General features: G+C 67.9%; 9 protein-coding genes and 1 pseudogene. 3 read left to right on the top strand and 7 right to left on the bottom strand.

Features of this window, described 5'->3' with window-relative positions; genetic code table 11:
* Positions 1-291, top strand: a pseudogene (locus tag BLS61_RS23775) (IS481 family transposase); the annotation flags it as partial.
* Between the two features lie 237 nt (positions 292-528).
* Here the strand turns inward: BLS61_RS23775 and BLS61_RS22220 are convergent.
* The 4 genes from BLS61_RS22220 to BLS61_RS22205 form a co-directional block, all read right to left on the bottom strand.
* Positions 529-1407 carry an alpha/beta hydrolase family protein gene (locus BLS61_RS22220; protein ID WP_090434859.1) on the bottom strand — a complete coding sequence of 293 codons (879 nt, stop codon included), beginning with the start codon at positions 1405-1407 and terminating at the stop codon, positions 529-531.
* A complete protein-coding gene (locus BLS61_RS22215; protein ID WP_090434856.1) occupies positions 1404-1982 on the bottom strand; it encodes a TetR/AcrR family transcriptional regulator in 579 nt (192 codons plus the stop codon). The genes BLS61_RS22220 and BLS61_RS22215 overlap by 4 nt, the downstream gene beginning before the upstream one ends.
* A 105-nt stretch (positions 1983-2087) precedes the next feature.
* The gene (locus BLS61_RS22210; RefSeq protein WP_090434853.1) at positions 2088-2642 is read right to left on the bottom strand and encodes an NADPH-dependent FMN reductase; all 555 of its coding nucleotides are present in this window, start codon (positions 2640-2642) and stop codon (positions 2088-2090) included.
* Positions 2643-2720: 78 nt separating this feature from the next.
* The gene (locus tag BLS61_RS22205) at positions 2721-3614 is read right to left on the bottom strand and encodes a LysR family transcriptional regulator (RefSeq protein WP_090434850.1); all 894 of its coding nucleotides are present in this window, start codon (positions 3612-3614) and stop codon (positions 2721-2723) included.
* Between the two features lie 140 nt (positions 3615-3754).
* Between BLS61_RS22205 and BLS61_RS22200 the strand changes: the two genes are divergently transcribed.
* Positions 3755-4828, top strand: a complete 1074-nt coding sequence (locus BLS61_RS22200; RefSeq protein ID WP_090434847.1) for a polyamine ABC transporter substrate-binding protein — start codon at positions 3755-3757, stop codon at positions 4826-4828.
* 53 nt (positions 4829-4881) lie between these two features.
* Positions 4882-5844: an agmatinase gene (speB, locus tag BLS61_RS22195; RefSeq protein WP_090434843.1), complete on the top strand. Its 963-nt coding sequence runs from the start codon at positions 4882-4884 to the stop codon at positions 5842-5844.
* Here speB and BLS61_RS22190 read toward each other — a convergent pair whose 3' ends face one another.
* The 3 genes from BLS61_RS22190 to BLS61_RS22180 form a co-directional block, all read right to left on the bottom strand.
* The gene (locus BLS61_RS22190) at positions 5845-8157 is read right to left on the bottom strand and encodes an FdhF/YdeP family oxidoreductase (RefSeq protein WP_090434840.1); all 2313 of its coding nucleotides are present in this window, start codon (positions 8155-8157) and stop codon (positions 5845-5847) included. It abuts the gene before it with no gap.
* Between the two features lie 141 nt (positions 8158-8298).
* Positions 8299-9858, bottom strand: a complete 1560-nt coding sequence (locus BLS61_RS22185; RefSeq protein ID WP_090434835.1) for an acyl CoA:acetate/3-ketoacid CoA transferase — start codon at positions 9856-9858, stop codon at positions 8299-8301.
* 69 nt (positions 9859-9927) lie between these two features.
* Entirely contained in the window at positions 9928-11313 is a 1386-nt protein-coding gene (locus BLS61_RS22180) for a GntP family permease (RefSeq protein ID WP_090434832.1), read from the bottom strand.
* Positions 11314-11388: the final 75 nt, after the last annotated feature.

The raw sequence follows: 11388 nt of genomic DNA, 5'->3' as shown, positions 1-11388 counted from the left end.
CACTACCGCCCGCACGAAGCCCTGGACCAACGACCGCCCATAGAGCGCTATCGACCCAGCCCCCGCAGCTACCCGGAGCAATTGCCAACAATCGAATACGAACCGGAAGACCACGTGATGAGAGTCCGTCGGACCGGACAGGTGTCTTTCAAAGGGCTCAACGTCTTCGTCAGTGGCGGTTTGTATGGAGAGAATGTCGCTATCCGCCCAACCGCCGAAGATGGCGTCTACGATGTGGTCTTCATTCGAAAAACGCTACGCCAGATAGACTTGAGGCAGCGGGCAACATGATCATCAACCTGTTACCCATGTCTCCCGACAGGTGTTTACCATGTCCCCCGGCTGAACACCACGCGCACCAATGCTCCACCGCCACGGCCGGTGCGCACAGCGCACCCTACGCGATGGCGACTAGGTCCGTAGGGTGCGCCACGCGCACCAATGCTCCGCCGCCATGGTCGGTGCGCACAGCGCACCCTACGTGGTTGGCGACTCTAGGTCCGGGTGCGCCGCGCGCACCCTACGCGGTCAGGCCGCCTGGCGGCCGGCCTGCAGTTGCTCGAACCAGTCCAGGGTCTCGTCCCACAGACGCCGGGCGGCGGGGCGGAAGTAGCCCATATGGCCGATATTGCCCAGGCCTTCGGCCTGCGAGTCGAGCGTGCGCGCCTGGTAGGGCGCATTCACATAGGCGGCCATGAAGGCATCGCGCGAGGCGGGCGGCGCCCACAGGTCGTCCAGGGCGTTGAGCGCCACCATGGGGGTGCTCACCTGGGCGAAGCGCTCGGCCAGGCCGGGCATCTGCGGGTCGTCGAAGAAGTAGCGCGGGTAGCGGCACCAGCGCTTCCACTGGCGGTACACGCCCATGGGCAGGTCCTCGCCCATGCCCAGCCTGCTCCAGGCCAGGTAGCCCTTGTAGCGTGTCATCAGCGGGCCGATCACGCGCCACATGGCCAGCACGCGAACCTGCTCGGCCCTGGGCATCCAGCCATGCCAGCCGGCGCCGGTGCCGAAGGTGTAGAAGCCGGCGACCTGATCATGATTGGGCAGCAGGCCGAAGGCATGGCCGCCGAAGGAGTGGCCGACCATGAACAGCGGGCGTTCGGCATGCCGATGCTGATCCACCGCGGCGGCCAGGTCGAGGTGAGCCCAGTCCAGGTAGTCCATCTCGAAACCGCGCAGGCTGGCCGGTCTGGATTGGCCGACGCCGCGGTAGTCCAGGGTCAGGGTGTTGAAACCGCGACTGGCCGCATGCTCGGCGAAGCGCCGATAGAACCCCTGTGGCACCCCGGTGGCGCCGGCGATCAGCAACTGCGCGCGGGGTCGCTCGGCGAAGTAGCGCGTGGCAGCCAGGGGATAATCGTCGAGGGCGAGCAGGGGCTGGGTTTCGCTGCGGATGGGCGCATTCATGGCATGGACTCCGTGCGGTGCTGGCGGGTCAGGTGGAGCAGGGTGGCGGCGGCCTGTTTCAGCGGCTCGCTGCTGCCGGCGACGCGCGCCTGCAGCAGGCCTCCTTCGTAGAGGGCGACGAACAGGGCAGCCAGGCCCTGCGGCTGCGGGTAGGCATGGCGTTGCAACTGCTGCTGCAGCGCCTGGCGGATGGCGACGAAGGCGTTGGCCAGGGCCGCGCGGATTTCGTGATCCTCCGGGCCGCTTTCCAGGGCGACGGTGGCCAGCGGGCAGCCGCGTTCGAAGGCGCTTTCCTGCAGCTGGCCGAGTGCGCCGTGCAGCCAGGTGGCCAGCGCTTCGAGCGGCTCGGACTGGCGCTCGAACAGCGTGGCGAAGGCCTGCTCGGCGCGCTGGCCGATGCGTTCGATGGCGGCCACTGCCAGCTCGGTCTTGCCGCCGGGAAAGTGGTGGTACAGGCTGCCCTTGGGCGCACCGGCTCCCGCCAGCAGTTCGCTCAGGCCGACCCCATGCAGGCCTTTGCGCTGCAGGGCATCGATCATGGCGTCGATCAGTTTGTCGCGAGTGGTCTTGGTCATGCCTGGGAGTATGTAGACCGGTCGGTCTAGTGACCAGTGTCATTCAGGCCGTGGATCAGGGCATATCGGCAGAACGAGGCGCCGCCCGGCGGGCGGCGCAGCGCATCAGGCGTGCTGGGCCACCCAGGCGGCGTAGGCGTCGATGAATTTCTGCAGGAACGGCTTGATGCCATCGCTGAGCACGCCGTTCTCGTCGAAGAAGCTGCCGGCGCCGCCGAGATAGGCCTCGGGCTGCTGCAGCACATGCACGTCGAGGAACACCAGGCACTGGCGTAGGTGGTGGTTGGCACCGAAGCCGCCGATGGCGCCTGGCGAGGCGCTGAGCACGGCGCCGGGCTTGCCGCTGAAGCCGCTCTGGCCGTAGGGGCGCGAGCCGACGTCGATGGCGTTCTTCATCGCCCCGGGGATCGAGCGGTTGTATTCGGGCGTGATGAACAGCACCGCATCGGCTGCCTTGAGCTTGCTGCGAAAGGGGGCGTACGAGGCCGGAGCGGAATCGCCGTCGGCGTCTTCGTTGTACAGCGGCAGGTCGCCGATCTCGAGGATCTCCAGATTCAGCGAGGCCGGCGCCAGGTCGGCCAGCGCCAGGGCCAGCTTGCGGTTGATGGAGGCCTTGCGCAGGCTGCCGACCAGCACGGCGACATTGTAGGTCTTGCTCATGTGTACTCCGGAGGCTGTGGTGAGGAATGAACCACTATAGACCCCGGATGTTTCAGCCGGTGCGGGGCGCCTGCATCATCATGCGCCGAACGCCCGCAGCAGATCTTCGGCGAAGGCTTTCTGCGCCTCGCTGGGCGCATGGCCGCGGTGGCTGGCCAGGCGAAACTGCACGGTGAAGTCCCAGTCGCCGGGCAGGGCGCGCAAGCTGCCGCGGGCCACCCAGGGCTGGGCGATGTGCTCGGGCAGATAGCCCAGGTGAGCGCCGGAGAGGATCAGCGCCAGGCTGCCCTCGACCTGCTCGCAGCGCGCGCTGCTGGTGCCGCCCTGCCAGGGCTCGTCGGCGCTGATGAAGCGGTAGGGGTGCACGACGCGGTCGCAGCCCTGAAGGTCATCGACGCTCAGCGCCTCACGTGCGAACAGCGGGTGCTGGTGGCCGCAATACAGGCGCTGGCGCTCGTCGAACAGCGGGTGATAGTCCAGCGCCGTCTGGCTGCCGGAGAAGTAGCCGATGGCCAGTTGCAGCTGGTCCTGCAGCAGACGCCGTTCCAGCTCGGCGGGCATGGCGCTGAGCAGCTCGATCTGCACCGCCTGGTTGCGCCGGCGGAAACGCCCGATGGCCACGCCGAGGCGCTCCAGTACCTGATCGGGCAGCGCTTCGGACAGACCGATGCGCAGCTCGCCGAGCAGCTTGTCGGCCATGCCCTGGGCCTCGCCCTTGAAGGTCTCGATGGCGGTGAACAGCTTGCGCGTGGCGGCCAGCACCTGCTCGCCCTTGGCCGTCAGGCGAAAGCCGGCCTTGCCGCGTTCGCACAGGCGAAAACCCAGGCGCGTTTCCAGCTTGGCCATCTGCGTGCTGATGGTCGACTGGCCGATGCCCAGCTCGCCCTGCGCGGCGCTGAAGCCACCGCTTTCCACCACGGTGACGAACAGCCGCAGCAGTTGCAGATCGAGGTCGCGCAGTTGGCTGAGCATGGCGGCTCCATACATTGATGAGGATCGATGTTGGAGTAGATCACTTCGTATTTATCAGAAGCAACGGCGGGCGCAGCATGCCGCCATGCCCAGCCTCCGCAGAGAGGCGCGGCCAACCGCATCTGCCCGAGGATCGAACCATGCGTCTCGCTGCAAGCCTGCTGCTTCTGGTCATCGCCACGCCGCTGATGGCCGAGCCGAAACAGCTCAACCTGTACAACTGGGCCGACTACGTGGCGCCGCAGGCGCTGGCGCGTTTTCAGGCCGAGACCGGCATTCGGGTCAAGTACGACACCTTCGACAGCACCGAGGTGCTGGAAAGCAAGCTGCTGACCGGCGGCAGCGGCTACGACCTGGTCTTTCCCGCCTCCAGCGGTCTGGCCCGTGCCATCCAGGCCGGGGCGCTGCAGCCGGTCGGCGAGCTGAAGCATGCCGGCAATCTGGACGCCGAGCTGCTGGCCAAGCTGGCCAGCGTCGACCCCGGCAATCGCTTCGGCGTGCCCTATACCTGGGGCACCGTGGGGCTGGGCCTCAACCGCCAGGCGCTGGAGCAGCGTCTGCCCGGCGTAGCGCTAGACAGCCTCGATCTGCTGTTCCGGCCCGAATACGCCAGCAAGCTCAAGGATTGCGGCATCGCCGTACTCGACTCGCCGCAGGAGGTGATCGCCATCGCCCTCAACTACCTGGGCAAGGCGCCCTACAGCAATGCGGCCGAGGATCTCGAGGCTGCTCGGGCGCTGCTCGCCGGCCTGCAGGCGAACCTGCGCTACGTCGGCAGCGCCCGGCATATCGACGATCTGGCCAACGGCAGCCTGTGCCTGGCGCTGACCTACACCGGCGACGCCGGCATGGCCGCCGCGCGCGCCGTCGAGGCCGGGCAGCCGTTCGAGGTGGTCTACCGCATCCCGCGCGAGGGCACGCTCATCTGGTTCGACACCATGGCGATTCCCGCCGATGCGCCGAACCCCGAGGCGGCGCGGGCCTTCATCGACTTCATGCTGCAGCCCGAGGCCATCGCCGAGCTGAGCAACGCGCTGTTCTTCGCCAACGCCAATGCCGCCGCCACGCCGCTGCTGGACGAGGCGGTGCGCGGCGACCCGGATATCTACCCGCCGGCCGCGGTGCGCGAGCGCCTGTTCCCCGAGCAGGTGCAGGGTCCGCGCGAGCAGCGCCAGCGCACCCGCCTGTGGACCACCTTCCGCAGCCAGTACTGAGCCCGTAGGAGCGAGCTCTGCTCGCGAACATCACCGAAACGAGTAGCCGACCCATGGACCAAGCCTTCGACAACGACCAGGCCATTACCCGCGCCAGCCTTTACGGCACCGCGGCCGAACCGACCTATGCCGGCATCACCAGCTTCATGCGCAGGCGCTACACCCGCGACCTCAATGGCGTGGACCTGGTCATCAGCGGCGTGCCCTTCGACACCGCCACCACCAATCGCCCCGGCAGCCGCTTCGGGCCGCGGGCGATCCGCGCCGCCTCGATCCAGTCGGCCTGGGCGCGGCATTACCCCTGGGAGTTCGACCCCTTCGATGTGCTCGCCTGCATCGACTACGGCGACTGCCATTTCGACCACGGCACGCCGCAGCACACCCCGGCGGCGATCGAGGCGCATGCCACGCGGATCCTCGAGGCCGGCGCCGCCATGCTGACCCTCGGCGGCGACCACTTCATCAGCTACCCGCTGCTCAAGGCCCATGCCAGCAAGCACGGCAGGCTGGCGCTGATCCACTTCGACGCGCACAGCGACACCTGGCCGGACGAGGAGGTCCAGCGCATCGACCACGGCACCATGTTCTACCACGCCGCGCGCGAGGGCCTGGTGGACCCGGCGCGCTCGGTGCAGGTCGGTTTGCGCACCACCAACGATGACGTGATGGGCTTTCAGGTACTCGATGCCCGCGAGGTGCAACGCAGCACGCCGGAGCAGATTGCCGAGCGCATCCGCGCACGGGTGGGCGACCACCCGGTGTACCTGACCTTCGATATCGACTGCCTCGACCCGGCCTTCGCCCCCGGTACCGGCACGCCCGTATGCGGCGGGCTATCCAGCCACCAGGCGCTGGAGATCCTGCGCGGCCTGCGCGGCATCAACCTGGTGGGCATGGACGTGGTGGAGGTGGCACCACCCTACGACCATGCCGAAGTCACCGCGCTGGCCGGCGCCACCCTGGCGATGGAGATGATCTGCCTGTATGCCGCGCGGCATAAGGTCGACATGCGCTAGCTAGCGCGTCTGGGCCATGGCGATCAGGCGGCGCAGGGTCACCGGGATCGACTTGGCCGCCGGCACCTTGGCCTTCTCCTCGTGGTGCCAGAGCGGCAGCAGCGCATTGCACTCGGGGTAGTAGGCGGCGCAGCAGCCTTCGGGTATGTCGTGCGGGGTGACGCGCAGCGGCCCGACCGAGCGCGGCACGCCATCGTCCACGGCGGTGCTGGCCTGCACCTGATCACCCTCGTTCAGCCCCAGCCGGGTCATGTCGTTGCGGTGCATGAGAATCACCGAGCGGGTACCGCGAACGCCACGGAAGCGGTCGTTGTAGCCATACACCGTGGTGTTGAACTGGTCGTTGCTGCGGATCGTCATCAGGTTCAGCACGTCGCGGCGCTCCGGGTCCGGCTCGACGTCGTCGTTCATCGCCAGGGTTTTGGGCACTACGAAATTGGCCCGGCCGCTGTCGGTGGCCCACTGCCGCTGGCTGGCCCCCAGCGGCCGGTGAAAGCCGCCGGGCTCGAGCATGCGCGTATTGAAGTCGTGGAAGATCTCCGGATAGCTGCCGGCGATGGCCTCGCGGATCAGCCCGTAGTCGGCCACCCAGGCGTCCCAGTTCATCAGCGGGTTGTCGGGCAGGGTGGCCTTGGCCAGCGCGGCGATGATCGCCGGCTCCGAACGCAGCAGTTCGCCGGCCGGCTTGACCACCCCCTGCCAGGCACGGATGCAGGCGGTGCTGTCTTCGGTGGTGTGGTACTGCAGGCCGCTGGCCTGCCTGTCCATTTCGGTGCGGCCGAGACAGGGCAGGATGTAGGCCTTCTCGCCATGCACCAGGGCACTGCGGTTGAGCTTGGTGACGATCTGCACGGTCAGGCGCAGCTTGCTCCAGGCCGGTTCCAGGCGATGGCTGTCCGGTGCGGCGCGGACGAAGTTGCCCCCCAGCGAGAGGAAGGCGCGGATGCGCCCGGCGATGATGCCCTCGCAGGCATCGACGGTGCTGACGCCATCCTCTGCCGGCACCTCGAAGGCGAACTGCTCGCGCAGCCGCTCCACCGGCACCTGCGCCACCTTCTCGGTGATGCCCACGGTGCGCTGGCCCTGCACGTTGGAGTGGCCGCGCACCGGGCAGATGCCGGCGCCTTCCTTGCCCAGGTTGCCGCGCATCAGCAGCAGGTTGACCAGCATCTGGATGTTGGTCACGCCGTGGCGATGCTGGGTCAGGCCCATGCCGTAGATGGCGATGACCCGCTGGCAGCCGGCATAGACCTTGGCCGCGCCCTCCATGGCGCCGCGGGTCAGACCGCTGCGGCGCTCCAGGTCCGCCCAGGCATAAGCGCGGACGGCTTGCTCGAAGGCCTCGAAGCCCTGGGTGTGCTGCTCGATGAAGACGCGGTCCAGCACGCTGGGCTGGCCGCTGGCGAGCGCCTCGTCGTCCAGCGCCAGCAGGGCCTTGCAGATGCCGGCGATGGCCGCCACGTCGCCGCCGATGGCGACCTGGTGATAGTGGGTGCTGACGACGATGGAGTGGCCGCTGAGCATCTGCGTCGGCGACTGCGGGTCGGTGAAGCGCTCCAGGCCGCGCTCGCGCAGCGGGTTGAAGGTGAGGATGGGCGCGTCGCGGCCGCGCGCGGCCTCCAGGTCGTGCAGCAGGCGCGGGCTGTTGCTGCTGGTGTTGTGGCCGAAGATGAGGATGCCGTCGGTCTTGGCGAAGTCGTTGAGGGTGACGGTGCCGACCGGTACGCCGATGCTCTCCGGCAGCGCCACCGAGGTGCTCTCGTGGCACATGTTGGAGCTGTCCGGCAGGTTGTTGGTGCCGAAGCGACGGGCCAGCAGCTGCCACAGGTAGGAGGCCTCCAGCGAGGCCCGGCCGGAGGCGTAGAACACCGCCTGATCGGGGTCGTCGAGTGCCTTGAGCTCGGCGCCGATCTCGGCGATGGCCTCGTCCCAGCTGACGGGCAGGTAACGGTCGCTGCCGGCATCCCAGCGCATCGGGTGGGTCAACCGGCCCTGCTGCTCCAGGTCGTAATCGCTCCAGTTGCGCAGCTCGCTCAGGCGGTGCTGGGCGAAGAACTCCGGGGTGCAGCGCAGGCTGGTGGTTTCCCAGGCCGTGGCCTTGGCGCCGTTCTCGCAGAAGGCCAGCGGTTTGGAGGGGTGCGGCTTGGCCCAGGCGCAACTGACGCAGGCAAAGCCGCTGATCGGCCGATTCTGCCTGAGCAAGGCCATGGCGCCGGTCAGCGGGGCACGCTCGCGCAGCAGGATGTTGCCCACCGAATAGGCCGAGCCCCAGCCGCCCGAGGGGCCACGATAGGGTTTGAATCGGGGTTTCATGCTCCGTCTCCCTGGCTCGTCGTCTTGCAGTTACGACGGAGGGGGCGGGGGATGGTTCAGGTTGTTTGCCCGCGCATGGCGCGAGCGAAGCGTCGCGTGCCGGCCAAAAAAACGGGCCCGTTCAGGCCCGCGAGTTCACGCTCAAAGGTTTTCCAGGCACTGCGCCAGGCCGATGGGCTCGGGGCGGAACAGCCGTGCGTCCATCAGCTTCGGCTGGCGCACGATGGGGGCGAAGTCCATGCGCGCGAGGATGTCGCGCTGGATATCCACACCCGGCGCCACTTCGATCAGTTCCAGCCCTTCGCTGCTCAGGCGCAGCACGCAGCGCTCGGTGACGTAGAGCACCGGCTGGCCGCGTTCGGCAGCCAGGCGGCCGGCGAAGGTGCGGTGCTCCACCTCGGCGACGAACTTGCGCAGCTCGCCGTCCTGGACGATGCGCAGCTGGCCGCCTTCGATGCGGATGTCCTGCGCACCGGCGCTGAAGGTGCCGACGAACACCACCTGCTTGGCGTTCTGGCTGATATTGATGAAACCGCCCGCGCCCGCCAGGCGCGAGCCGAATTTCGACACGTTGAGGTTGCCCGCCGCATCGGCCTGGGCCAGGCCGAGGAAGGCGATGTCCAGGCCGCCGCCGTCGTAGAAGTCGAATTGGTAGGGCTGATCGAGCAGCGCGCTGTGGTTGCTCGCCGCGCCGAAGTCCAGCCCCGAGGCCGGCACGCCGCCGATCACGCCGGGCTCGGCGGTCAGGGTCAGGCGCTCGATCACGCCTTCCTCGGCGGCCACGGCGGCGACGCCCTCGGGCATGCCGATGCCGAGGTTGACCACCGCACCGCCCTTGAGCTCCAGGGCCGCGCGGCGGGCGATCAGCTTGCGCACGTCCAGCGGCATCGGCGCCAAGCTGTCCACCGGCACCCGCGTCTCGGCAGCGAAGGCCGGGTTGTAGGCGGTGGCGAAGGTCTGCTGGTGGTTGGCCGGTTCGGCCTGCACCACGCAGTCCACGAGGATGCCGGGGATCTTCACCTCGCGCGCATTCAGCGAGCCGCGCTCGACGATGCGTTCGACCTGGGCGATCACCAGCCCGCCGGAGTTACGCGCGGCCATGGCGATGGCCAGGCTCTCGATGGTCAGCGCCTCGCGCTCGAAACTGAGGTTGCCGTCGGGGTCGCCGCTGGTGGCGCGCACCACCGCCACGTCGATGGGAAAGGTCGGGTAGAACAGGTAATCCTCGCCGTCGATGGGCATCAGCCGCACCAGGTCGGTTGTGGTGCGCGCATTGAGCTTGCCGCCGCCATGGCGCGGGTCGACGTAGGTGCCCAGGCCGACCCGCGACAGCTGCCCCGGCTTGCCGGCGGCGATGTCGCGAAACAGCTGGGAGATCACCCCCTGCGGCAGGTTGTAGGCCTCGATGCGGTTGTCCACCGCCAGCTTCTGCAGCCCCGGCACCAGCCCCCAGTGACCGCCGATCACCCGCCGCACCAGGCCCTCGTGGGCCAGGTGGTTGAGGCCGCGACCCTTGCCGTCGCCTTGCCCGGCGGCATACACCAGGGTCAAATCGCGGGGCGCCTGCTCAGCGAGGAAACGCTGCTCCAGGGCGATGGCGATCTGCTCGGCGAAGCCGATGCCGACGAAGCCGCCGGTGGCCAGGTTGGCGTTGTCCTGGATACGCGCCACGGCTTCGGCGGCGGTCATGATCTTGCTCATTGCGGGTACTCGAAAGCGGTTGAACCACACGGTTTACGGACAGCATGGCGCCCGAAGGCACCATGTTCGTCAGAAGCTTCCAAACAGGGTGCCCAGGGTGATGACGACAGCGAGCGCCACCAGCGGGAAGGCCACGGTGTTGACGAAGATGAACTTGTACGACTCGCGGTGGGTGAGCTTGCAGATCGCCAGCAGCGAGATCACCGCGCCGTTGTGCGGCAGGGTGTCCATGCAGCCCGAGGCCATGGCGGCGACGCGGTGCAGCAACTCGGGGCTGATGCCGGCGGCGTTGGCCATGGTCAGGTACTGCTCACCCAGGGTCTTCAGCGCGATGGACATGCCGCCGGAGGCCGAACCTGTGATACCGGCGAGGATGTTCACCGCCACCGCTTCGGAGATCAGCGGGTTGCTGGAGACGCCCAGCACCAGGTCGCGGATGACCACGAAGCCGGCCAGGGAGGCGATCACCGTGCCGTAGCCCACCTCGGCAGCGGTATTGAGGATCGGCAGCATGGAGCCGAAGGCGCCCTCGTTGACGCTCTTCTTCAGGTCCATCCAGCGTTTCCAGTGCAGGGCGATCAGCAGCACGATGGCGGCGCTGAGGGCGACGATGATCGACCAGATGCCGATCAGCGACTTGGCGTCCTGCAGGCCGCCGTATTCCGGCTTGGCCAGGTAGCTGGTGTCCACGGCCGGCAGGATTTGCTTGGCCATCAGGAAGTTCAACGCGATCACCACGAAGATCGGCAGCAGCGCCAGCCAGAAGCCGGGAATGTCGCGGCGCTCTTCACTGACCGGATCATCGCGGTGCTCGCCGTAGCCTTCGCCGGCAGCCATCAGCTTGCGCGACTGCGCGGTGAGCCACCAGGTACCGAGGCCGAACATGATCAGGCCGGCGATTACCCCCAGGCCCGGCGCGGCGAAGGCGTCGGTGCCGAAGAAGGGGTTGGGAATGGCGTTCTGGATCGCCGGGGTGCCGGGTAGGGCGGTCATGGTGAAGGTGAACGAACCGAGGGCGATGGCACCGGGGATCAGGCGCTTGGGAATGCCCGCTTCGCGAAACAGCGCAGCGCCGATCGGATACACGGCGAAGGCCACCACGAACAGCGACACGCCGCCGTAGGTGAGAATGCCGCAGGCCAGCACGATGGCCAGGATGGCCCGCTCGCTGCCGACCTTGGCGACTATGCCGTGGGCGATGGCGCGCGCCGATCCCGAGTCGTCCATCAGCTTGCCGAACAGGGCGCCGAGCAGGAACAGCGGGAAGAACTGGATCACGTAGCCGCCCATGGCCTTCATGAACACCTGGGTGTAGGTGGGCAGCAGCAGGCCGACGTCGCCGGCGAACAGCAGCGCCAGCAGGGCCAGCAGCGGAGCGAGGATCAGGACGTTGATGCCGCGGTACGCGAGGTACATCAACAAGGCGAGAGAAATCAGAATACCGAGGGTACCCATGGGTGGTTCCTTTTGTTGTTGTTCTGCCGGCTCAGGGCCGTTGTCTGCGAAAGCGCGCTGGAGGCAGCGCAGCTT

The sequence above is a fragment of the Ectopseudomonas guguanensis genome, from assembly GCF_900104265.1.
In the GTDB taxonomy this organism is placed as follows: domain Bacteria; phylum Pseudomonadota; class Gammaproteobacteria; order Pseudomonadales; family Pseudomonadaceae; genus Aquipseudomonas; species Aquipseudomonas guguanensis.
The sequence above is the reverse complement of the archived record's forward strand: the minus strand, read 5'-3'. Positions and strand labels throughout refer to the sequence as shown.